Origin of the sequence: Thalassotalea crassostreae (genome assembly GCF_001831495.1) — a bacterium.
GTDB lineage: Bacteria > Pseudomonadota > Gammaproteobacteria > Enterobacterales > Alteromonadaceae > Thalassotalea_A > Thalassotalea_A crassostreae.
The window spans coordinates 2,041,140-2,063,743 of record NZ_CP017689.1 but is presented as its reverse complement, the minus strand read 5'-3'; the positions used below and the strand labels follow the sequence as shown (position 1 = coordinate 2,063,743).

Sequence of the window (22,604 nt, the reverse complement as noted above, 5' to 3'; positions counted from 1 at the left end):
TAATGGTAATGCTTTATTTTTTCCTAATTAGAGAGTGACATGCAAACACAGACACAAATAGAACAAGAAAGCTTTATTAGTAGTTTTTTTAAATTAGAAAGCGCTGGCGGAATTATTTTGATGCTAGCAGCAGTATTAGCATTAGTATTTGCCAATACCGGATTAAAACCAATTTACGACTTGATCCTCGATACTCCAGTAGAAGTTCGAGTGGGACCATTAGAAGTAGCAAAGCCACTATTATTGTGGATAAACGATGGCTTGATGGCGGTATTTTTCTTCCTAGTCGGCCTTGAATTAAAGCGTGAATTGGTTGAAGGTGAACTTGCCGATAAGCGTAATATCATTCTTCCTGGAGTTGGCGCAATTGGCGGCATGTTAGTACCTGCGTTAGTTTATGTTTATTTCAACTATGACAATCCAGATGCGATAAATGGTTGGGCTATCCCTGCGGCGACTGATATTGCATTTGCACTTGGTGTGTTGACACTGCTAGGTAGTCGAGTACCAACCTCATTGAAGATATTCTTAACGTCTCTAGCGATTTTTGATGATATCGGCGCAATATTGATCATAGCTGCGTTTTATACGGCAGAGATTTCAACGGTAGGGCTTTTTGTAGTAGCTGCCTGTGTACCAATTTTATTTTTGATGAACAAGTACAACGTCGAAGCCCGCAGTATGTATATGTTAGTTGGCATGATAATGTGGACTGCAATGCTAAAATCCGGTGTGCATGCGACATTGTCGGGCGTATTAGTGGCTCTGTTTATACCGTTAAAATCGGTGGTAAAACCAGGTTATTCTCCTTTAAAATCGTTAGAGCATGATCTCCATTCAGTGGTGGCGTTTTTTGTTCTTCCTGTATTCGCCTTTGCTAATGCTGGTATTAGCTTTGTTGGCATCGGTATCGAAGAGGTGTTACATCCTGTTCCGATTGGTATCGCAATGGGGTTATTAATCGGTAAGCAAATAGGGGTCTTTGGTTTTTGTTGGCTGGCGATTAAACTAAAATATACTGAGTTACCTAAAGGCATGAACTTCAAAATATTATATGGCGTTGCAGCGCTTTGTGGTATCGGTTTTACCATGAGTTTATTTATTGGTTCACTCACCTTTGAAGCATCAAGCGTTAATAAAATATTTGACGAACGTCTTGGTATTATCGTCGGTTCATTGTTATCCGGTATTATCGGTTATTTAGTATTGAATATGTACTTACCGAAAAAGCAGGCAGCGGATAAACAAGATGTAGAAGTAGCAAAAAGCTAGTTCCACGTAGCGTTGGAGTATAATCACTAAGGCCAGAATTAACTGGCCTTTTTTATACTTTAAATTTGAGTAACTAGTATTAGTAACGCGGTTCAATAGCAAAAGTAGTCATCAGAAATTTTGATTGAATTACTACAGCTTTGCTTGAGCTTGGGTCGGTTCTTTGTTTCTACTTTTTGAAAAATAGTTCCATAGCCCGACAATAGATGCCGCTATCCAGAATATCTCAATAACAAAACTTGCTAGGTTGAAATTGATACACAAGCTTATTAATAGCAAGATTGCACCAATCAAATTAATGATATTGTATTGCAAACCTTTAGGATCGAGCTTGTCCATTTGTATCATAAAAAAAGCGGCTACGACCATGATCGTGCCAAGCATACCGATAATATCAGCAATCATTATAACTCCTATTATTCTGCATCTGCAGACTTCTGTTGGTGCTCAGTTCCTTGGAGATATGTAATCCGTTATTTGGTTGTTTATAAATTAGTTGTTGTTAACAACTAGTAAACAAAAACGGTATTGTATACTTGCTCAATAAATAGGCAAGATAACAATTGTGTTGAATTGTAATTGCTATCTTTTACTGGTGCCGATATTAGTATCTGTACTAATCTTTGCCAAGCAAATGGAATACTTTATAGGCAATTTCAGTATTATCTGAAAAACCATAAAATGCTTCTTTACCTAAGCCAAAAGCGTAGACTGGAACATCGACGCCAGTATGACCCTTTGTTGTCCAACCTGAATGACTCTTGCTGTTGATAATATCTAGAATATGCTTATAAACCGCTTTGGTTAGCTCTTTTGTTTCCTGCTTAGCTGTATAGCTTTTAGATTTAGCGTTTTGTTTTTCCATCATCTTAATGGTATTAAAATGCTGTAATTCTGATTTTGACAGGATAAAACCAAGTTGCTGTTCGATTTGCGCTGCTGTGGTTTTACCGTTGGCATACAGAGATGCTAATTTTTCAGGTGATGTTTTTATATTGCGAATAAAATTTGGACGCCACTCGTATTTCCCCTCACTGCCAATACTAAAGCCTCCAGTGTTATGATCGGCGGTTAAGATCACTAACGTATCTGGGTTGGCATCGACGTAACTCTTAAGCATTGTCATGGTAGCGGCTAAGTCGTCCATTTCGCCCATCGCATAAGCAATATCGTTACTGTGAGCTCCCCAGTCCACTTGACTAGCCTCTAACAGAAGAAAGAATCCTTTGTCATTTTCAAGTTGCTTAATAGCCGCTGTAGTTAGTGTTTTAAGTCGGTTCGGCTGTTTACTATCTATTTGTGGAGTAAGCGCTACGTCAGCAAACAGGCCTAATACTGGTTTATCTTTATCAAGCGTTTCTAATTGTTCATAACGATCAATATATTGAAAACCAGACTGTTGAAATTCAGCCACTAAGTCTCTATCGTCACGTTTAAAGTACTTGTTACCGCCACCTAGCATGACATCAGCCTTAAATTGACCGTCAACTCGTAAATCGAAAAAGTCATCAGCAATAGCATTATAGTTACGACGGCTTTCATTCTTAGCTAAATAAGAAGCAGGGGTTGCATGTACAATTTGCGACGTAACCGCTAAACCGGTTTTCTTGCCTTTAATCTTTGCCCACTCAAGCACCGTCAAGTGAGCTTGTTGGTTACTATCAACGCCAATAGCGCCGTTATAAGTCTTGATGCCTGATGCTAATGCAGTTGCGCTAGCAGCTGAGTCGGTAACGAACAAAAGCGGTGTCTTGTCACCACCAGCAAGTGCGGCACCTGATGTTAATGAGTCTGAAATGTAACCTTTAGAGCTGGGATAAGTACTAGACGACCCAACGTAAATATCGTCAAAGATGGTATGTTCAACTGCAGGCGTCATTGGATCGTCGTGATAATATCGATAGGCGGTGGGAAATGCAGGTCCCATACCATCTGCAACTACCATGATGATATTTTTGGGTAATTCTGTTGATTTGTTTGCAGACGATAAATTGGTATTAGTAGAACAAGACGTTGTGATAACAGCTAATGTTAATACGGCCAAAATAGGTGAGATCAGTTTATTCATTTAATGGTGATATTGTCATTGATTAAAAATGCAGTGATACTACCACGGTGTTTTTATTTGGCAATAATGTTTAACTGAAAAAAACTATTTAGCGTCCCAAACTAGGGCTTTAAAATGCTTGCGGCAAACGGACTCATACATATCATTGCCGCCTATTTGAACTTGCGAGCCAGAATTTACTGCTTTACCGTTTTCATCAAAGCGGATAATAAAATTAGCTTTACGGCCGCAGTGACAAACGGTTTTAAGCTCTACCAGTTTATCAGCCCAAGCGAGAAGGGCCGCGCTGCCACTGAAAGTCTCGCCGAGAAAATCAGTACGAATGCCAAACGCCAATACCGGAATAGAGAGTTTATCGACTATATCGGTAAGTTGTAATACTTGTTGCTTACTTAGAAATTGAGATTCGTCAATTAACACGCAGTGTATTGGCGTCTTAACAATTTGTTCATTGACGATAGTGAATAGGTTAGTGTTTTCATCAAAAAGCTGAGCATCACTATCGATACCTATTCGAGAAGTAACTTTCCCTGTTTCAAATCGGTCATCGAGTTTTGCAGTAAAAATCAAGGTATTCATGCCTCGTTCTATATAGTTATAAGAAGACTGCAATAGTGATGTTGATTTACCCGCGTTCATCGATGAGTAATAGAAATAAAGTTGTGCCACGGTGTTCCTTAGCGTTAGTAGCCCGAGCTTTGTTTAATTTCGCCGTGACCTAATGTAGCGAGTAAATTGTTCAGTAAACCACTTGCGCCAAACCTAAATCGTTCAGGTGTTAGCCAATCATTACCAAGAATATCCCTAGCCATATCAAGATATATTTTAGCATCTTCTGTTGTTCGAACACCACCTGCTGGTTTAAAGCCAACATTGGTATTTAGATCGCGAATCGTTTCCAACATAATTTTAGCTGCGTCAGTAGTCGCATTTACTGCCACTTTACCGGTAGAAGTTTTAATAAAATCTGCGCCTGCGTTAATGCAAATTTCACTGGCTTTGCGGATCAGCGTAGCATCGTTTAACTCGCCGGTTTCAATAATCACCTTTAGCTGTACGTTGCTTGGGCAGGCCTGTTTGCAGGCTTTCACTAGCTCATAACCAACATCATTATTACCAGCGATAAACGCACGGTAAGGGAAAACGACATCCACTTCATCAGCGCCGTAGGCTACTGCCGCTTTAGTTTCAGCAAATGCAATATCTATATCATCATTGCCATGGGGGAAGTTTGTTACTGTGGCTATTTTAATTCCGCTACCTTGCAACAGTTTTTTGGCAGCGGGGATAAAACGAGGATAAATACAAATTGCAGCGGTATTTCCGCCAGGTGAAGTCGCTTTGGCACATAAACTGGCAACGATTTCATCGGTGTCATTATCATTTAGTGTGGTTAAATCCATACAACTTATCGCTTCTTTAGCAACGGATTGTAATTGCTGCACTGTTGCATTATTTGTCATATAAACCTCTATATAGCAAAAAGCCCGACAGGATCGGGCTTTTAATTACGTTTAATTATCCTGCTAGTGAAATAAATACACCAGCAATTGCGGCACTCATTAAGTTGGCAAGCGTAGCGGCAAAGACGGCTTTCATACCCATTTGCGCAATATCGGAGCGACGACTTGGTGCTAATGTTCCTAAACCGCCTAATAAAATTGCTATCGATGCTAAGTTAGCGAAACCACACAAGGCAAACGTAATGATCGCTTGCGTACCAGCACTTAAGCTATCTTTAAAGGTAATAAAATCAGCGTAAGCTACGAATTCGTTAACGATAACTTTTTGACCTAATAAGCTACCCGCTTGGAATGCTTCACCCCACGGAACACCTAACATATAGGCAATAGGTTGGAATAAATAGCCAAGAATAGTTTGTAGGGTTAAACCTTCATAGCCAAACCAGCCACCAATACCGCCAATCATGCCATTTAATAATGCAATTAGTGCAACAAATGCCATCAACATTGCGCCAACATTTAACGCAAGCATCATTCCTTTTGACGCGCCTTCGGCGGCAGCATCAATCACATTGGCAGGCTTTGCGTCATGCTCTTCTTCTGGAATATCATCAATATCATTTTTCGGTGTGTCAGTTTCAGGCATGATGAATTTTGCCATTAGTAAACCGCCAGGTGCTGCCATAAAGCTAGCCGCGATAAGATATTTAAGTTCAACACCCATACCGGCATAACCAACGAGCACGGCACCAGCAACTGAAGCTAGGCCACCAACCATTACCGCAAATAATTCTGAACGAGTCATTGAAGGTAAGAAAGGACGAACTACAAGGGGCGCTTCTGTCTGGCCAACAAAGATGTTTGCTGTTGCGGAAAGAGACTCAGGATCTGAAGTTTTTAATAGTTTAGCTAATCCGCCACCTAAGAATTTTACTATTTTATCCATGATCCCTAGGTAATATAGAACGGCTATCAGTGAGGAAAAGAATACGATCACTGGTAATACACGAATGGCAAAAACAAAACCTACGCCATTGGCAAACATGGCATCAGTGCCTAAACCGCCGAATAAAAAGCTAATACCTGCTGCAGAATAATCAATAACATTGCCAACTGCACTAGACATGCCTTCAAGCACCATACGTCCGGTATCACTATAGAGTACCAATGCTGCCAATAAAACTTGTATCGCAAATGCACCACCAACGGTACGCCAATTAATGCTCTTTTTATTCGAGCATGCTAAATATGCAACACCTAAGATAAGAAATATTCCAATAATGCCGCGTAATGTATTGAAGTCCATTAAGTCACCTATGGTTTTTGTTTTAGTCTGTTTAGTTTAGTTTATTGGTTCGCAAGTTCGCGAACTTTTGCTTTAATTAATTCTAGTGCCATTCGATTACGACCACCTTTTGTGATCACAATGTCAGCATGATTTCTTGACGGTTCGATGTACTGGTAGTACATAGGTCGTACCGTTTTTTGATATTGTTGCGTCACCGATTCGAGATCGCGACCACGCTCTTCTAAATCTCGTTTGATACGACGTATTAAGCAGATATCTAAAGGTGTATCCATAAATATATTGATATCAAATCGATTTCTAAGTTGTTTATCAGTAAGTAATAAAATGCCCTCAACAAGAACCACTTTCGACGGTCTTACAACTTCAACCTCACTTGAACGAGTGTGAGTAACATAATCGTATATAGGGACTTCGATGTCGTTACCTTCCGATAACTGGAATAAATGATGGGCTAATAATTCGTGTTCGAATGCTTTAGGGTGGTCGTAATTGGTTTTAACACGTTCTTCTAACGGTAAATGATCTTGGCAGCGGTAATAAGAATCTTCAGTAATAATAGTCATACTGTCAGCGCCTAATTCGTCTTTAAGTTCATTGTAAATGGTTTGAGCAAACAATGACTTACCAGAGGCGGACGCACCAACAATAGCAATGATAGTTAATTTATTTATCGACAAAATGGATCCCAAAAAAACGACTCTTGTAAATTAGTATTGCCTATTTTTCACTAAAAACTAGTTAATGTTAATAATTTCCTAAATTCAGTACAAATTAGTAAAAGAAACTATAATAAAGTTACATTTTTTTAAACTACAGTTATTACAACAACAATCAACATTATGGGAACGAGTAATCATGGCAAGAGCATTAATAATGGTCATCGATGGTTTTGGTTTAGGAGCAGCTCCTGATGCGGACAAATTTGGCGATATCGGTGCCAATACATTCGGTAATTTAGCTGAATCGTTTTATAAAGAAACCGGTCGCAAATTAGATCTGCCAAACTTTTCCAAACTTGGGCTTATTCAAGCAGCGAGTGCGGCTGGTAAAATGGTGCCAGCAGTGAATACTTGTGCACCAGAAAGTGGGGCATTTGGTTATGCCGCCGAAATAAGTAGTGGTAAAGACACGCCAAGTGGCCATTGGGAAATGATGAGCGTACCAGTGTTGTTCGAATGGGGTTACTTCCATGATAAAGAGAATTCTTTTTCAAAAGAGCTTTTACAACGAATTGAACAAGTTTCTGGGATAAAGGGCACATTAGGTAATTGTCATGGTTCAGGTACTACGATTTTAGCCGAACTCGGTGAAGAACATATGAAGACAGGAATCCCCATTTGTTATACATCTGCCGATAGTGTTTTTCAAATTGCCGCACATGAAGAAACCTTTGGTTTAGACAACCTATACAAGTATTGTCAGCAAGTGAGAGATCTTTTAACCGAGATGGATTTAAACATAGGTCGAGTCATTGCTAGACCGTTTGTCGGTGATAGTCCTGAGAACTTTACTCGAACCGGTAATCGAAAAGATTTATCAATTTTACCACCGGCACCTACGTTACTTGATAAGCTTTGTGACGCTGGTGGTAAAGTTGTGAGTATTGGCAAGATAGCCGATATTTTTGCCCATCAAGGTATCTCTGAAAAATACAAAGCAACAGGGCTTGAAGCGCTAATTGATACCAGTGTTGAGCAATTATTAAATCATCAACCAAATAGTTTGATATTTACCAACCTAGTTAATTTTGACCAGGATTATGGTCATCGACGTGATCCTGTTGGTTTTGGTAAAGCACTGGAGTATTTAGATTCTCGCTTACCTGATTTAGGCGCAAAATTGCAACCGGATGATATCGTCATATTTACCGCAGATCATGGCTGTGATCCGACCTGGCATGGTAGTGATCATACTCGAGAGTATGTGCCGGTGCTTGTTTACCAACAAGACATGAAGCCAATTGATTTAGGTGAGCTGTCTACGTTTGCTGATATTGGTCAAACGCTAGCAGATATCTTTGGATTAGAGCCAATGGATTACGGCACATCGTTTAAAGATAAATTGCAGCTAAAATAAAACGGCTAAATAAGTAGGGTCAGATCAAACTTTTACTCTAGGTTTTAGCTAGTTACTGACAAAAAAATATTCGGGCCGGTATAGACTGGTCCGAATATCAATTTATAAATAGTTAAGTTCTAAATAAACTAAGATCATATAAGCTACGTTCAATTAAGCCATGATCAAAAAACTATGATCTGACCCTAGTTATTTAGGTTCGAGATTCGAGGTTTAAACTACTGATTCCAAAGTTATTTCCATCATGTCTCTAAATGATGTTTGACGATCTGCTGCCGATAGACTTTCACCGCGGCGAATATGATCACTGACAGTTAATACACAACAGGCTTTCTTGCCCATTTCTGCAGCAACGCCATATAAGCCTGCAGCTTCCATTTCGACGCCTAAGACTCCAAGTTTTTCCATCAAATCAAATACATCAGGTTGTGGAGTGTAGAATAAATCGGCAGTAAAAATATTACCGACTTTAACCGTTTTGCCTAATCTATCGGCGGCATCGACAACATTTTTCAATAATCCAAAATCAGCAATTGCAGCAAAGTCATGGTTATTAAAGCGCATTCTATTACAGTTTGAATCGGTACTTGCACCCATACCCACGATAACATCCATTAGATTTACATCTTCACTGATAGCACCACAGCTACCAATTCTAATGATGTTTTCAACACCGTAATCTTTATATAGCTCTGTTGCATAGATAGAAATAGATGGAACGCCCATGCCAGAACCCATTACCGTAACGCGTTTGCCTTTATATGTGCCGGTAAAGCCAAACATGTTACGCACGGTATTAAAACACGTGGCATTCTCTAAAAAGGTTTCTGCGATGAATTTCGCACGCAACGGATCACCTGGCATTAGGACTGTTTCTGCGATGTCGCCAAGTTTTGCTTCGATATGAGGAGTTGCCATAACTATTTCCTGTATTTTATGTTTTCATTAATGTGTTAAAAATCACTGTACTAATTAAATGTTAGTCGATTTTTCAATGAGTAAAGCGCGCTTTTCTGATTCTGATAGAAAAGCTGCATCTAAACCGTTACGTTGAATTTGTCCTAGTTGTTCATTACTAAGACCAAGAACAGTTCGTGCAATATCGTATTCATGTCGCAGCTCAATGCCTTCAACTGCCGGGTCGTCAGTATTCAAGCAAACGCGTACGCCATGTTCTAAAAAGGTGTGAATTGGGTGTTCTTGAATGTCTGCAATCGTACCCGTTTGATAATTAGAGGTTAGGCAGCTTTCTATAGTGATGTTATTTTGCGCTAAGTACTCCATCAGTTTTGGGTCTTGATGACTAGCAACTCCATGGCCAATGCGTTGAGCATTAAGCAGTTGAATTGCTTTCCAAACACTTTCTGGGCCAGCTGCTTCACCTGCATGTATGGTGCTTTGTAAATCTGCTTGTTTAACTAAAGAGAAGTGATGTTCAAATAGTTCCGCACCTTGATTTAATTCATCACCGGCTAAATCGATGGCACAAAGATGGGTTTTATGATCAAGCAGGGCATTGAGCTCTTTTAGACATTGCTCAGGGCCAAAAGTACGAGACATAATGCCAATCAGATTAGTTTTAATTGAATAATCATGACTGCCTTGTCTGACGCCATCAATTACAGCGGCAACCACTTCGCTGGTATTTAGGTTATGTTTCATTGCCATGTAATAAGGAGAGAATCGCAGCTCTGCGTAATCAATGCCTGCGAGATGCAAATCTTCCACGTTTTCATAAGCTACGCGATATACATCATCAAGGGACTTAAGGACATTAACGCCCCAATCAAGTTTTGCTAAAAACTCCAATAAATCACTTGCTCTATCTTGAATTTGTACATGAGGAATAAACTCATCAAAGGTATCAACAGGTAAAGCAATATCATTTTGTTGAGCAAGCTGCCAAATAGTATCTGGGCGAATATTACCATCTAAGTGTCGATGTAAATCGACTAAAGGGATGTTGTCATGGACCATAAAGTTGGTGTTAACCTCTGCTTTAATTCAGGTTTTTAAACAAACGTTTAAGTTTCTGCCTTTAAATATAGGTCAATTTTGTCAAATAATGATGCGATTTTAAGTTATTTTTTAAATTTATTTGTTAATTAGTGCTTTTACTCATATTTGCTGTTGGCATCGACACAAAACACTGTTAAATTGATGTTAAAAGCCCACCAGTAAAAGAGATTTAGATGTTATACCAAACCGACGACGTTAGAATTAATCAATTAAAAGAATTATTACCACCAATTGCGTTATTAGAGCGCTATCGAAATACTGAAAAAATTTCTCGTACTGTGTTTGAGGGACGTCAGGCAATAAGTGATATTTTAAACGACAAAGACGATCGTCTTTTAGTTGTTATTGGTCCTTGTTCTATCCACGATCCAACAGCAGCCTTAGAATATGGTTCACGTTTAAATAAAATGCGTGAAAAGTATAAGGACAGCTTAGAAATTGTTATGCGTGTTTATTTTGAAAAACCACGTACAACGGTTGGTTGGAAAGGTCTGATTAACGATCCTCATTTAGATGGCAGTTTCCAAATTAATGAAGGCTTGCGTATTGGTCGTAAACTGTTATTAAACTTAAATGATATGGGATTACCAACCGCTGGTGAGTATTTAGATATGATCACTCCGCAGTATATGGCTGATTTAATGTGTTGGGGCGCAATTGGCGCGCGTACTACTGAGTCACAGGTTCACCGCGAATTAGCGTCTGGTTTATCTTGTCCAGTTGGTTTTAAAAATGGTACAGATGGCACCATTAAAGTAGCGGTAGATGCCATTGGCGCAGCCAGTGCACCACATCATTTCCTATCAGTTACAAAATTAGGCCACTCAGCCATTGTAGAGACTAAAGGTAACCCAGATTGCCACATTATTTTGCGTGGCGGTAAAGAACCAAACTATTCAAAAGAACATGTTGAACGTATTACTCAGCAGTTAAAAGATTCAAACCTTAACCAAAAAATTATGATTGATTTCTCTCATGCTAACTCAAACAAGAAGTTTGAAAACCAAATGTTAGTGTGTGACGATGTTTGCCAACAAATGGATAATGGTAATAAGTCAGTATTTGGTGTGATGGTAGAAAGCCATTTAGTGGAAGGAAACCAATCTTTAGTCGATAATAAAGCTCAAACATACGGACAAAGCATTACCGATGCCTGTATTGGTTGGCAAGATACTGAAGTTTTATTAGAAAAGCTTGCCACTGCTTCTAAGAAACGCATGAAAGGGTAACAAGCAGCTATGGTTAACATTGACAAAAATAGTATAAATTTATCAGACGAACAGCGCTATGAGCTGTTTATGCAAAACCTGATGAGCGAACGCAGTGCTTGGATCTTAACCGATGAACACGGCGCGGTAATGTTGACCGAAGATGAAGAAGATTTTGTACCGTTTTGGCCTACAGAGGAAACTGCTTCGTTGTGGGCAACGCAAGAGTGGGATCACTGTAAGCCTCTGCAAATTAGTTTTGATGACATTAAAACTAAATGGTTACCGGGTATGGAAGAAGATGAATTATGTTTGATCATTTTTCCTACTACAGAGCTGACAGGACAAGTTTTCTACCCGTGGGAGTTTAACCAAGTACTTGATAAGAAGTTGGCCAAACTTGCTCGTAAAAACTAGAGTAGCGCGAAAAAACTAGTAGCTCGTAAAAACTAGAGTTAATTAGAGTTGAATTAGTAAACAAAGACACAATACCTTGGTATTGTGTCTTTTATTTTGTAAAGCTATCGATAAACAATCATTGTAGAAAAATAATTAAAATTCATAACAATAAAAACAAGGAACAATATTGAGTAATTTCTTTAAAGACAAAACCGCATTAATCACAGGGGCTTCAATGGGATTAGGTGCAGATATTGCACGTTTGCTTGCTGCGAGTGGTTGTCACTTAATCTTAGTCGCAAGAAGCGAAGACAAGCTTATACAATTACAGCAGCAATTGTCTGAACAACACCAAGTATCAATTAATATTCTCGTGGTGGATTTAGCAGTAAAAGAAGCCGCAGAGGATGTTTTTCAGTTTGTGCAAGACAACGTATTAACTAAAGGAAAAGCATTAGATTTGTTAGTGAATAACGCAGGTCTTGGAAAAACAGGACCATTTGCTGATATGGATTGGCAGCAAGACGAGCAAATGTTGAACCTAAATATTCGTAGCTTAGTGCATCTTACTCGTTTGTTTTTACCGTCAATGCTTGAGCATAAGCAAGGTCGTATTTTAAATGTTGCTTCTATGGTTGGTTTTCAGCCAACGCCGAATTTTACAACCTATGCAGCGACAAAAGCATTTGTGTTAAATTTTAGCGAAGCATTAAATGTTGAACTTTCAGGCTCCGGGGTCAAAGTTTCAGCCTTGTGTCCTGGTACGATAGATACACCGTTTTGGCAAGTTGCATCTAAGAAAGATAATTGGTTTAGAAATCTATCGAAGATGGACAGTATGATCGTCGCAAAAGCAGCAGTGAAAGTACTTGAACAAGGCTCTTCTTCGAGAGTGGTTGGCCTTGCTAATAAAGTACTGGTACTAAGCTCTCGCATATTACCAAGAAAGCTTTATGCCATTGTGAGCGGTTTTTTATTAAAAGAATAGCGCTTTTTGATTAAGCGATTAATCTGCATTTATCACAATCGGTTGACTGATCGCATGATAAGTCGACGGTTTATCTATTTGGGTTGCGATAAGTGATTGCGGTAAATGCGGTTTAAGTAAATCATCAAAGACTTGGGTATTGGTAAGTGAGCTATCAAGCCACATATCTATGGTATTGTCATGTTGCGGCAAGATAAGTGGCATTGCTTTTGAGTGAATGTGCTTTAGTTTTTCATGTGGTGGCAAGGTGATCACCGAACAGCTCGATATACTTTGCTGTGTTTGTGGATGAAACCACTGGCGTACTAGACCTCCGAGCACCATTGCTTGGCCATCTTCTGTTGTAAAATCATAATAATGTAATGGTTTCTTATTGATAAATTCAGTTTCACCAAAACCTTTTACTGGGATCACGCAACGTGATTCCCGATAGGCTTTATAGCCGGCACTACGTGGTGTATTTAGCTTATCGTAGCGAGTATTAAATGAGGTGTATTTTGAAGGTTTAAAGCCATTCTCGGTTCTTTCTTGTAATAACCACCAATTTGCTTGTTCAAGCTGGCGTTTACCATCAAATTCTCTGACGACCGATAGGGTATCGGTTGCTCGTTTAAATCGTCCCCAATGAACGTTTTCTAAAGGACTTTCAACACCAAGCTCAATGAGCAGTGATCGAACAAATGGATCATCGATTATATTTAAACGGCCACACATAAATTCTTTCCTTTTAGTATCACTATTGCTCAGTTTTTACGACAATTTTGGCTGCAGTTCTCATAACTATTATTACAATAATTATCGCAACTGTTCTTGCAAGAATAGTTAATTATAATTATACTGTATAAATATACAGGTGTTTATTATGAGCAATTTAATTGAAATACTCAAGCATAAACAATGGCTTTGGCATGGTGTTGATGAAAAATCTAACATTCATGCACAAATTAAGTCTAGTTTTTTAGAGCTTGATCGACAACTCGATGGTGGTTTTCCTGAAAAAGGGGTGATAGAACTTCGCTCGCCAATTGGTATTGGCGAGTTACGTTTACTTATGCCAGTACTTGCTGCCGATCATCAGCAGGGGCAGCAATTGTGCGTGTTTATTAATCCACCAGGAAATATTAATGCGCAAATGTTGCAAAGCAGTGGTGTTGAAAGTGAAAAAGTGCTGGTGATTTATCCTAAGACCATTCATGACGGCTTATGGACTGCTGAGCAATGCTTAAAAAGCGGAAGCTGTAGCAGTGTTTTATTGTGGCAAGACTCTGCATTAGCAATTCATCAAGTAAAACGTTTACAACTTGCTTGCGATACAGGGCAAAGCCGTCAGTTTATTATGCGCCAAGAAAAATCTGAATCAATGTCTTTACCATTTGATTTGAGTATTACTCTTAACGCCCAAGAAACCGGACTTGTGGCAAAAATAAATAAACGTAAACAAGGTTGGCCAAGCGATGAATTTATTATCAATATGGCAAAATCTTGGCCGTTGCTTACCTGTTATGCGAGTAATCGTAATCTAATTCCTTTTCCGCAGAAAAAGGTGGGGTAATGAGCACGCTATGGCTCTATTTACACTTCCCAACACTGCAATTAAATGCTGGCTTTGTCCAGCAGCAGAAGCAGGAAGGTGATACTGTGCTGGATATGCCGGCATTGATTATTGTTGATAAGCGCAGTAATCGCGTTTGTCAGCTTGATCAGCAAGCAAAGCTTCAGGGCATTAAAGTCGGTATGGGGCTTGGTAGTGCTGCAGCGCTTTGTCAGCAACTACAAGTGAATGCCTATGATATCGAGATAGAAAAGAAAAAGCTGACTGAAATAGCTCAATGGCTGTACTTAGTGAGTGCCGATATATGCCCAATTGAGCCGAATGGTTTATTACTACGAGTCAGTAATATGCTTACCTTATATGGTGGTTTGGAAAATTACTGGCAAACCATTGAGCAGCATTTAAAGTCGATGACAGTCGATTATCAGTACGCCTGTGCTTATTCACCTTATGCTGCGACCTTACTGGCAAAAGATGGTCTAAATCAGGTCAGCGATGACGCCAACTGGCTCTTACTGCAAATCAATAAACGGCCATTAACGGTAAGTGAACTGCCTAATAAAACCATTGATAACTTAAAACGTATTGGGGTTAATCAGTTTCAGCAGCTGTTAAAGCTTCCTCTTACTGAAATCGCCAAGCGTTTTGATATCGATTTAGTTAACTACGTCGGCCGCTTGAGTGGGCAATTACAGCATACGGTTAATTTTTATCATCCTCCAGAGCAGTTTAATCAGCATTTAGATTTATTGTATGAGATCTCGAATTTAGATTGGCTGCAATCACCTTTAACTAAATTATTGATACGACTTGAACGCTTTCTTTATTTGCGTGACAAACGCGCAGGACAAATCGAGATACAACTACATTTTCGCGAACAGCCAATACAAACCTTAGCGATTGTATCGGCACAAATGGAGTACAGAGCACCAATATGGCTTGAACTATCGCAACTGACATTAGCATCATTAACATTAGCTGAACCTATTATTGCAATCAGCCTTGCGGCGAGCAAGGTGGTTGATAATGACTATGATAAAGCTGATTTATTTAGCGGAAAACGTGGTGCGGTATCGGCGAAACAACTTGTTTCAAGGCTACAAGCCAAGCTGGGTAGTGAGCAAGTTCGAGGCATAAATGTGGTTAATGATCACCGTCCTGAATATGCCAGTCATAATTGCCAACCATTTTCAATAAGCAAAGAGATAAGCGTTAACGCCAACACCAACAGCGTCAATAACAAGGTTGTTCAGCCAAATAGAGAAAACAATAATTTGCTACGACCTTCGTTAATGCTGCCAGAGCCGGAGCCTTTAGTAGAGTCTGTCAGTATTGAACACGGCCCAGAGCGTATTGTTAGTGGTTGGTGGGATAACAATTATATCTGTCGTGATTATTTTGTTGCCCGTAGTCAAAATGGCCGTTGGCTATGGATCTTCAAAACCCCTGAGCGCGAGTGGTTTCTGCATGGGGTATTTAGTTAATGTATTACGCTGAACTATTTTGTCAGAGCAATTTTTCATTTTTAGAAGGTGCTTCACAACCAGAAGAGTTGGTGCATCAAGCTAGGTTCTATGGCTATCACGCTATTGCCATTACCGATGAGTGCTCGGTTGCAGGAGTGGTAAGGGCCTATAGTGCAATCAAAAGTGCCAAACTTGATATTAAACTGATCATCGGCAGCATGTTTCATTTTAATGATGAGCTTCAGTTACTGCTAATCTCGCCGACACGGCAAGCTTATGCCGAGTTATGTCGAGTGATCACCAATGCTAGACGCCGTAGCAGTAAAGGCCAATATCAGCTATCTGAATGGGACTTAATGTCGATAAAGCATTGTTTCGTGCTTTGGCTACCAAAAGGAAATTCGACAGATTTACACTGGGGACAATGGTTAGCCAAACATCATTCGTCACGTTTGTATTTGGCACTACAAAGGCAATTAGTCGCCACGGATCATGATTATCAACATCATTGTCAGCGTCTTGCTGAGCAATTAGAACTTGATATTGTCGCCTGTGGTGGGGTTGTGATGCACTGTCCATCAAGGCTAAAGTTGCAACATACATTAACGGCAATTAAGCATAACACTCAAGTAAGTAAACTAGGGCGGGTATTGCTCTCTAATGCCGAGCGCTCATTAAGACCACTGGCTAAGTTAGATAAACTGTTTCACCCAACAGCAATACAAACAACGATGGCGATAGCCTCGAAATGTCAGTTTAAGTTGTCTGAATTACGCTATGAGTATCCACAAGAGTTGGTGCCCAATGGCTTGTCGGCAATAGAGCATTTAAAGCTGCTGGTTGATAAAGGCTGTAAATTCCGCTTCCCTGATGGTGTCCCAGATCACATTCAAGCAATTATTGATAAAGAGCTTTGTTTAATTGAAGAGCTGGATTATGCCTATTACTTCTTAACCATACATGATGTGGTTATGTTTGCTAAAACTGAGCAGATTTTATACCAAGGTCGAGGCTCTGCGGCTAATTCAGTGGTATGTTATTGCCTAGAGATCACTTCCGTTGATCCAAGGCAGATATCGGTACTATTTGAACGCTTTATCTCTAAAGAACGTAATGAGCCGCCAGACATTGATGTAGACTTTGAACACGAGCGTCGTGAAGAGGTGATTCAATACATTTATCAAAAATACGGGCGAGAGCGCACAGCAATTGCGGCAACCGTCATAAGTTATCGCTTAAAAAGCGCCATCCGTGATGTTGGTAAAGCGTTGGGTATTAACGTTACTCAGCTTGAATACTTCATTAAAAATATTAACCGTCGAGACCGTGGGCTAAACTGGCAAGCTCAGATTGTCGAACTAGGCTTATCGGCAGAATCATTGCAGGGACAAAACTTCATTACTTTGGTGAATGAAATTCTTGGATTTCCTCGTCATCTTTCTCAGCACGTAGGCGGTTTTATAATCTCTTCCGGGCCGTTATATGAGTTAGTGCCGGTAGAGAATGCGGCAATGGATAATCGAACAGTGATCCAGTGGGATAAGGACGACATCGAAACCCTTGGTTTATTGAAGGTCGATGTGCTCGCTTTAGGCATGTTAACCGCTATACGCAAGTGTTTTTCTTTACTCGATAAGCACTATCAAAAAAGACTAACCATTGCCGATATTACTCGTAAAAAGGACGATGTTCAGGTTTATCAAATGCTACAAAATGCCGATACGGTAGGGGTCTTTCAAATAGAGTCGAGAGCGCAAATGAGTATGCTACCGCGCTTAAGACCGACAACGTATTATGATTTAGTTATTCAAATTGCCATTGTTCGACCTGGTCCTATTCAAGGCGATATGGTGCACCCATTCTTAAAACGAAGAAACGGTGAAGAAGCGATAACCTATCCATCGGCGGAAGTAAAAGAAGTGCTTGAGCGGACGATGGGAGTGCCTATTTTTCAAGAGCAGGTGATTAAGTTAGCTATGGTAGCCGCTGGCTTTAGTGGTGGTGAGGCAGATCAATTACGCCGCGCTATGGCAAGCTGGAAAAAGAATGGTAAGTTACTGCAATTTAAAGAAAAGTTAATTAATGGCATGCTCAGTCGAGGTTATGAACAGAGTTTCGCTGAGCGTATCTTTGAGCAAATATGTGGTTTTGGTGAATACGGATTTCCAGAAAGTCATTCTGCATCGTTTGCGGTACTGGCCTATGTATCAGCTTGGTTGAAACATTATTATCCAGCGGCGTTTTATGCTTCGATACTAAATGCCCAACCGATGGGGTTTTATTCTTCTTCACAATTAGTGCAAGATGCGAAGCGTCATGGCATCACAGTGCTGCCAGTTTGTGTCAATCATTCTATGTCCGATCATATTTTAGTGTCCGATCACAACAATTATGGTAACGCGTTACAAAATAGTGAAGGATTTGCTATTCGTTTGGGCTTTCGCCTGGTAAAAGGAATGTCTAAAACGGCAATAGAAATGCTGATTAATAACCGCCCAGAGCAAGGTTATAGGGAAATAACTCAACTTAAGCGCCTCAACATTAATAATCGGGATTTGCAGTTGCTTGCCAGTAGTGATGCGTTAAAAGACTTACTTGGTAATCGCTATAACAGTCGCTGGGCTATAATGAATAGTAGCGATGATTTGCCACTTTTTGCCGCAGCGGTGTCTGACGATGTTTTAAGCAATGCTAGCAGTAACAAGACAAAACATATTTTTGAGCCTAGTGAAGTGGAAACCTTAAACGAAGATTACGCCGCCTTAGGATTAACCTTAAACAAGCATCCTATAACGTTGTTGGAACAAACAAAACAGTTAGGCCGTTTTACTAGAATGACAGAGCTTGCATCTAAAGAGCACAAGTCTGTGGTGAGCGTTGTGGGTGTTGTCACCGGTAAACAGTCACCTGGTACCGCTTCAGGAGTAACCTTTGTTACCTTAGAAGACGATACTGGCAATATCAACGTGATTGTTTGGTCTGCAACCGCAAGAGCTCAAAAACAAGCCTATTTAACTGGCAAAATCTTAAAGGTTACAGGAATTTTGGAACGTGAAGGGCAAGTCACTCATATTATTGCAGGAAAACTTACTGATTTAAGTGAGTTGTCGTCATTTAAACACAAGTCGAGAGATTTTCATTAATGAATTCACAACGTCAATCACAACATAGGTCTCGCCATAAAAACAGATCATATAAAATCTCTAAACGCAGTATTAAAGATGACTATATTGATAAACAAGTTTGGGTAATACATGCCGCAATCGTTGAAAAGTTGCTGTCTAATCCTGAGTTAATTGAACAAGTAAAGGAAACCCTAGAAAACAGGCGCGAAACAGCAAAGATAGGTTATGGTGAATACATTACTTGGTTATCAATTATTGAAGTGAGCGATCAGCCTGATTTATTTAAACGGGCGATATTGGAAAATAGTGGCAAGATGAAGCGCTATCGTCGTAAAACGCCTTTGGTAAATATCTTGACCGAAGAAGAGCGCGAAAAGGCTATAACAAACGGTGCACTTGGCACAATTGACGATATATCCGTGCTATTTTAACCACGACAATCAGTGTATTATTGACGTTTCTCAGGTAAACTTTACCGATAATATTCAAAGACCATAATCTATGCTTAGTTACCAACATCATTATCACGCAGGCAATCATGCCGACGTACTTAAACATTGGCTTTTAACCGAATGTGTTCACTATTATCAACGTAAAGACAAGCCATTCGATTATATTGATACTCATGCCGGCGCAGGGTATTACCAGCTTGATTCAATGGAAGCTAGAAAAACAGCAGAAAGCGATTCTGGCGTTATGAAGCTAGATTGGGCAAATTTACCGGGCTTAGAAAATTACCATCAATTAATCAAAGATGATTTGGCTAAGCGCGCCTATCCAGGCTCACCAATGTTTGTTAATCGCTTGCTGAGACGTGGCGATCACGCTTGGTTATTTGAAATGCACCCACAAACCGTGGTTGAACTTGAAAAATACTGTGCAATAAAGCGCATGACCTATGTGCAAAAAGAAGATGGATTTGCCGGTGTACAACGTTTATTACCCAATCAAAGCCGCAGAGCTATCGTGTTGATTGATCCGTCCTATGAAATAAAATCGGACTATCAAACCGTGGTAAAGGTGATGGCTAAGATATACAAAAAAATGCCACAAACAACAATATTATTATGGTATCCAGTCGTTGAACGCAGTCAAATTGATTTACTTGAGCAATCGATACAAAAAACAGCCATGCGCAACGTGCAGTTATTTGAAATTGGTGTCAATGATGACACAGTAAAGGGCATGCAATCATCGGGTATGATTGCAGTAAATCCGCCTTGGACATTAAAACAACAGTTTGCAGAGACAATGCCACAAGTAAGTAAGGCAATGTCTGTTGATAATCTTGACCGAAGCCGCTTTAGTCAAATTGTTGACGAATAATTAACATTTCCTAAATTTGGCATTAGCCAATTCACCTGACGTATAAATGGAAAATTGGATGAATTATGTACGGCTATTAACAAAAAAAATAGCCGTTATTAGCGTTTAAAAACTATTTAACATCTATTCCATGTCGTTTATCGCATTTTTTTAATTTTCATCTACTTAAGCCGTTGGTTTTTGCCTAAAAAAACTTTAAGCTTGCACGCCTCATGTAAGTTCGAAAATAGGAAACCTAAATACGTGAATAAAATTAAAATGATATTAACATTTGTTGTCACTTTTTGGAGTGCTACCAGTGTTGCTGCAAACGTTATTACCGCCGACGATTTAACCAACCTAGAACAAGTATCTCAAGTACAAGTAAGCCATGATGGCGATAAATTTGCTTTCACTCGTTCAGTACCAAGAGAAGTTTATGTCGAAAAAGACGGGTTAAATTGGACACAACTATTTTTACTTGATGATAAAGGTGTCGAGCGTCCTTACATTACCGGTCAAGTAAACATCAAAAACATTCAATGGTCTCACAATGATGAATATATCTATTTTCTAGCGAAAATGGCTGAAGAAAAATATAGCTCATTGTATCGAATCGCGTTTTTAGGTGGTTCAGAGCAAAAAGTTATCTCACTAAAAGATAGATCAATAAGCAGTTACAGCTTATCAAATGATGGCAAAACCGTTGCTATATTAGCAAAACCTGCCTCTGACAAGTCAGTTAAAAAACTGAAAGAACTTGGTTTCAAAGCCGAAGTTTTTGAAGAAGACCTAGTGAACCAAGAGCTTTACTTAGTTGATCTAAAAATCACTAAAAAAGCCATTAATCCAGAAGCCGCGCCAATTAACGATTACGTTTCAGCGGTTCATTTTTCACCAAACAATGATACTTTGTTAGTAAAAACCCAACCAAGTGCACTTATTGATGATAAATATACGCTTTCACAGTGGCATACCTTCAACATAGCGTCGAAAAAAATTACTAACTCATTTTCTACTGAAGGTAAGTTAGGCGACGCTAGCTTTTCTCATGATGGTCAATATGTGGCTATGATCGGCGCAGAAGATAAACATGATCCGTCTGCGGGTCGTTTATTTATCGCCAATACTAATGACTCAAAAGTAAACTATTGGCTAGAAAACTATCCTGGTCATATTGCTGATTTTGCATGGTCAAAGTCAGACAATGAATTGTACTTTATTGGCAACCAAGGCACACAAAGCATGCTTGGTAAACTAGAGTTGTCGAATCCAGAAATTGAAACTGTTATTTCATTAGGGCAGTTTATTCCATCCAATATCAGCATTTCGAACTCAGGCAAAACTATCGCCTTAAAAGCCAATACTGAAAAGCATGTCAATGAAGTATTCATGGTTCGCAACAATAAAGCGACTCGTTTAACTAACTCAAATGAGTGGTTAGCAGATAGACGTTTTGGTAAGCAACAAACTTTGTCTTTAAAAGCGAGAGACGGCGTGATCATTGATGGTATCTTGATTTACCCTGTTGATTATAAAGAAGGTCAAACGTACCCGTTAATTATGACGGTTCATGGCGGTCCAGAAAGTCATGATAAGGACGGTTGGGTTACCAATTACTCTCGTCCAGGTCAATTAGCCGCAGGACAAGGTTACGCAGTTTTCTATCCTAACTACCGTGGTAGCACAGGTAAGGGCGTTGATTACTCAAAATTAGGCCAAAACGATTATGCTGGTAAAGAGTTTGATGATTTAATCGATTTCAAAAATCACTTAGTTGACATGGGCTTAGTTGATGAGTCAAAAGTAGGGATTACAGGTGGTTCATACGGTGGTTATGCATCAGCATGGGGCGCAACTAAACTAACTGAGCATTTTGCTGCAAGTGTGATGTTTGTTGGTATATCAAATCAACTTTCAAAATTTGGTACTACAGATATTTCTTCAGAGATGCATAATGTTCATGCGCGCTCATATCCTTGGGATAAGTGGTCATGGTATTTAGAACGCAGTCCAATTTATTGGGCAGGGCAATCTAAAACCCCATTATTAATCATGCACGGTAAAGATGACCCGCGAGTTCATCCTGCTCAATCTATGGAGCTATATCGTTACTTTAAAGTGCAAAACAAGCCAGTTCGTTTAGTGTATTACCCAGGTGAAGGTCACGGTAATAAGCGAATGGCCGCAAAGTATGATTACAATCTACGTTTAATGCGCTGGATGGATAACTACTTAAAGCAAGGTAATAAAACCATGCCAAGCCACGAATTAGACCATAAAGATAAGCTAGAATTAAAAGACAAAGATACAGCCGAATAAGTTAATTTAGCATATTTTATAAGCTTTTATAA

General features: G+C 39.5%; 20 protein-coding genes. 11 read left to right on the top strand and 9 right to left on the bottom strand.

What is annotated here, in order from left to right; all coding sequences use genetic code 11:
• Positions 1-39 precede the first annotated feature (39 nt).
• Positions 40-1,272, top strand: coding sequence for a Na+/H+ antiporter NhaA (nhaA, locus tag LT090_RS08945; protein WP_068547664.1), 1,233 nt, complete (start codon positions 40-42; stop codon positions 1,270-1,272).
• Between the two features lie 132 nt (positions 1,273-1,404).
• Here the strand turns inward: nhaA and LT090_RS08940 are convergent, their stop codons facing one another.
• The 6 genes from LT090_RS08940 to udk all read right to left on the bottom strand — a co-directional run bounded on the left by LT090_RS08940 (position 1,405) and on the right by udk (position 6,783).
• Positions 1,405-1,677, bottom strand: a complete 273-nt coding sequence (locus LT090_RS08940; protein ID WP_068547665.1) for a CBU_0592 family membrane protein — start codon at positions 1,675-1,677, stop codon at positions 1,405-1,407.
• A gap of 211 nt (positions 1,678-1,888) precedes the next feature.
• A complete protein-coding gene (locus LT090_RS08935; RefSeq protein WP_193408700.1) occupies positions 1,889-3,340 on the bottom strand; it encodes an alkaline phosphatase in 1,452 nt (483 codons plus the stop codon).
• A gap of 84 nt (positions 3,341-3,424) precedes the next feature.
• Positions 3,425-4,009, bottom strand: a complete 585-nt coding sequence (locus LT090_RS08930) for a thymidine kinase (RefSeq protein WP_068547666.1) — start codon at positions 4,007-4,009, stop codon at positions 3,425-3,427.
• A 14-nt stretch (positions 4,010-4,023) separates the two neighbouring features.
• Positions 4,024-4,785: a deoxyribose-phosphate aldolase gene (gene deoC / locus LT090_RS08925; RefSeq protein WP_089153041.1), complete on the bottom strand. Its 762-nt coding sequence runs from the start codon at positions 4,783-4,785 to the stop codon at positions 4,024-4,026.
• Positions 4,786-4,858: 73 nt separating this feature from the next.
• Positions 4,859-6,109 (bottom strand): NupC/NupG family nucleoside CNT transporter, encoded by a 1,251-nt coding sequence (locus LT090_RS08920; protein ID WP_068547668.1) that lies wholly within the window; start codon positions 6,107-6,109, stop codon positions 4,859-4,861.
• A 41-nt stretch (positions 6,110-6,150) separates the two neighbouring features.
• Complete coding sequence (udk, locus tag LT090_RS08915) at positions 6,151-6,783, bottom strand: uridine kinase (RefSeq protein ID WP_068547695.1); 633 nt, start codon at positions 6,781-6,783, stop codon at positions 6,151-6,153.
• Positions 6,784-6,967: 184 nt separating this feature from the next.
• Here udk and LT090_RS08910 point away from each other — a divergent pair, with 184 nt between their 5' ends.
• Positions 6,968-8,188 carry a phosphopentomutase gene (locus tag LT090_RS08910; RefSeq protein ID WP_068547669.1) on the top strand — a complete coding sequence of 407 codons (1,221 nt, stop codon included), beginning with the start codon at positions 6,968-6,970 and terminating at the stop codon, positions 8,186-8,188.
• Between the two features lie 213 nt (positions 8,189-8,401).
• On the opposite strand, the gene deoD is transcribed toward LT090_RS08910, so the two are convergent.
• Positions 8,402-9,106: a purine-nucleoside phosphorylase gene (deoD, locus tag LT090_RS08905; protein ID WP_068547670.1), complete on the bottom strand. Its 705-nt coding sequence runs from the start codon at positions 9,104-9,106 to the stop codon at positions 8,402-8,404.
• 54 nt (positions 9,107-9,160) lie between these two features.
• Positions 9,161-10,165, bottom strand: a complete 1,005-nt coding sequence (add, locus tag LT090_RS08900) for an adenosine deaminase (protein WP_068547671.1) — start codon at positions 10,163-10,165, stop codon at positions 9,161-9,163.
• Between the two features lie 215 nt (positions 10,166-10,380).
• On the opposite strand from add, the gene aroG reads away from it, so the two are divergent.
• From aroG to LT090_RS08885, 3 genes are all read left to right on the top strand, one after another.
• On the top strand, positions 10,381-11,436 hold the full coding sequence (gene aroG / locus LT090_RS08895; protein ID WP_068547672.1) for a 3-deoxy-7-phosphoheptulonate synthase AroG: 1,056 nt from the start codon (positions 10,381-10,383) through the stop codon (positions 11,434-11,436).
• Between the two features lie 9 nt (positions 11,437-11,445).
• A complete protein-coding gene (locus LT090_RS08890) occupies positions 11,446-11,832 on the top strand; it encodes a DUF2750 domain-containing protein (RefSeq protein ID WP_068547673.1) in 387 nt (128 codons plus the stop codon).
• Between the two features lie 169 nt (positions 11,833-12,001).
• Positions 12,002-12,802: an SDR family NAD(P)-dependent oxidoreductase gene (locus LT090_RS08885; RefSeq protein ID WP_157726658.1), complete on the top strand. Its 801-nt coding sequence runs from the start codon at positions 12,002-12,004 to the stop codon at positions 12,800-12,802.
• Between the two features lie 18 nt (positions 12,803-12,820).
• On the opposite strand, the gene LT090_RS08880 is transcribed toward LT090_RS08885, so the two are convergent.
• Positions 12,821-13,516 (bottom strand): SOS response-associated peptidase family protein, encoded by a 696-nt coding sequence (locus LT090_RS08880; protein ID WP_068547675.1) that lies wholly within the window; start codon positions 13,514-13,516, stop codon positions 12,821-12,823.
• A gap of 148 nt (positions 13,517-13,664) precedes the next feature.
• On the opposite strand from LT090_RS08880, the gene imuA reads away from it, so the two are divergent.
• The 6 genes from imuA to LT090_RS08850 all read left to right on the top strand — a co-directional run bounded on the left by imuA (position 13,665) and on the right by LT090_RS08850 (position 22,572).
• A complete protein-coding gene (imuA, locus tag LT090_RS08875) occupies positions 13,665-14,354 on the top strand; it encodes a translesion DNA synthesis-associated protein ImuA (RefSeq protein ID WP_068547676.1) in 690 nt (229 codons plus the stop codon).
• A complete protein-coding gene (locus LT090_RS08870) occupies positions 14,354-15,838 on the top strand; it encodes a Y-family DNA polymerase (RefSeq protein ID WP_068547677.1) in 1,485 nt (494 codons plus the stop codon). The genes imuA and LT090_RS08870 overlap by 1 nt, the downstream gene beginning before the upstream one ends.
• The gene (locus LT090_RS08865) at positions 15,838-18,963 is read left to right on the top strand and encodes an error-prone DNA polymerase (protein WP_068547678.1); all 3,126 of its coding nucleotides are present in this window, start codon (positions 15,838-15,840) and stop codon (positions 18,961-18,963) included. The genes LT090_RS08870 and LT090_RS08865 overlap by 1 nt, the downstream gene beginning before the upstream one ends.
• Complete coding sequence (locus LT090_RS08860) at positions 18,963-19,376, top strand: hypothetical protein (RefSeq protein WP_068547679.1); 414 nt, start codon at positions 18,963-18,965, stop codon at positions 19,374-19,376. Before LT090_RS08865 ends, LT090_RS08860 begins: the two co-directional genes overlap by 1 nt.
• 70 nt (positions 19,377-19,446) lie before the next feature.
• Entirely contained in the window at positions 19,447-20,271 is an 825-nt protein-coding gene (locus LT090_RS08855) for a 23S rRNA (adenine(2030)-N(6))-methyltransferase RlmJ (RefSeq protein WP_068547680.1), read from the top strand.
• Between the two features lie 258 nt (positions 20,272-20,529).
• A complete protein-coding gene (locus LT090_RS08850; protein WP_068547696.1) occupies positions 20,530-22,572 on the top strand; it encodes an alpha/beta hydrolase family protein in 2,043 nt (680 codons plus the stop codon).
• The last annotated feature ends 32 nt before the right edge of the window (positions 22,573-22,604 follow it).

Coding starts and splice junctions, on each gene's coding strand:
- nhaA (WP_068547664.1), top strand. CDS start 40: ATGCAAACACAGACACAAATAGAACAAGAAAGCTTTATTAGTAGTTTT.
- LT090_RS08940 (WP_068547665.1), bottom strand. CDS start 1,677: ATGATTGCTGATATTATCGGTATGCTTGGCACGATCATGGTCGTAGCC.
- LT090_RS08935 (WP_193408700.1), bottom strand. CDS start 3,340: ATGAATAAACTGATCTCACCTATTTTGGCCGTATTAACATTAGCTGTT.
- LT090_RS08920 (WP_068547668.1), bottom strand. CDS start 6,109: ATGGACTTCAATACATTACGCGGCATTATTGGAATATTTCTTATCTTA.
- LT090_RS08910 (WP_068547669.1), top strand. CDS start 6,968: ATGGCAAGAGCATTAATAATGGTCATCGATGGTTTTGGTTTAGGAGCA.
- deoD (WP_068547670.1), bottom strand. CDS start 9,106: ATGGCAACTCCTCATATCGAAGCAAAACTTGGCGACATCGCAGAAACA.
- add (WP_068547671.1), bottom strand. CDS start 10,165: ATGGTCCATGACAACATCCCTTTAGTCGATTTACATCGACACTTAGAT.
- aroG (WP_068547672.1), top strand. CDS start 10,381: ATGTTATACCAAACCGACGACGTTAGAATTAATCAATTAAAAGAATTA.
- LT090_RS08890 (WP_068547673.1), top strand. CDS start 11,446: ATGGTTAACATTGACAAAAATAGTATAAATTTATCAGACGAACAGCGC.
- LT090_RS08880 (WP_068547675.1), bottom strand. CDS start 13,516: ATGTGTGGCCGTTTAAATATAATCGATGATCCATTTGTTCGATCACTG.
- imuA (WP_068547676.1), top strand. CDS start 13,665: ATGAGCAATTTAATTGAAATACTCAAGCATAAACAATGGCTTTGGCAT.
- LT090_RS08870 (WP_068547677.1), top strand. CDS start 14,354: ATGAGCACGCTATGGCTCTATTTACACTTCCCAACACTGCAATTAAAT.
- LT090_RS08865 (WP_068547678.1), top strand. CDS start 15,838: ATGTATTACGCTGAACTATTTTGTCAGAGCAATTTTTCATTTTTAGAA.
- LT090_RS08860 (WP_068547679.1), top strand. CDS start 18,963: ATGAATTCACAACGTCAATCACAACATAGGTCTCGCCATAAAAACAGA.
- LT090_RS08855 (WP_068547680.1), top strand. CDS start 19,447: ATGCTTAGTTACCAACATCATTATCACGCAGGCAATCATGCCGACGTA.
- LT090_RS08850 (WP_068547696.1), top strand. CDS start 20,530: ATGATATTAACATTTGTTGTCACTTTTTGGAGTGCTACCAGTGTTGCT.